The organism is Belnapia sp. AC561 (genome assembly GCF_979252845.1).
On record NZ_CEEDBP010000378.1, the window covers coordinates 1 to 248 of the forward strand.

Below are 248 nucleotides of genomic sequence, written 5' to 3' on the forward strand. Positions count from 1 at the left end.
AACTTCGTCACCGCCAACCTCGACCTCCGCGCCGCCGGCACGAAGGCGCTGGATGTGCTGGCCGTCAGCGCCCAGAATGGCACCGTCACCCTGGGCAACGGCAACGATACCATCACCTGGGTCGCCCATCGCAGCGAGACCATCAGCGGCAACAACTTCGGCATCAAGACCGGCGCCGGCGACGACGTCGTCCACATCACCGCCGCCGGCCTCAGCCCGCTGGCCGACTACGACAAGACCGGCAACGG

General features: G+C 67.7%; 1 protein-coding gene. It reads left to right on the forward strand.

The annotated features are described in order from the left end of the window. Positions 1 to 248, forward strand: a 248-nt coding sequence (locus tag AC0IW9_RS31505; protein WP_471652219.1) for a hypothetical protein, incomplete at both ends; no start/stop codon positions are given.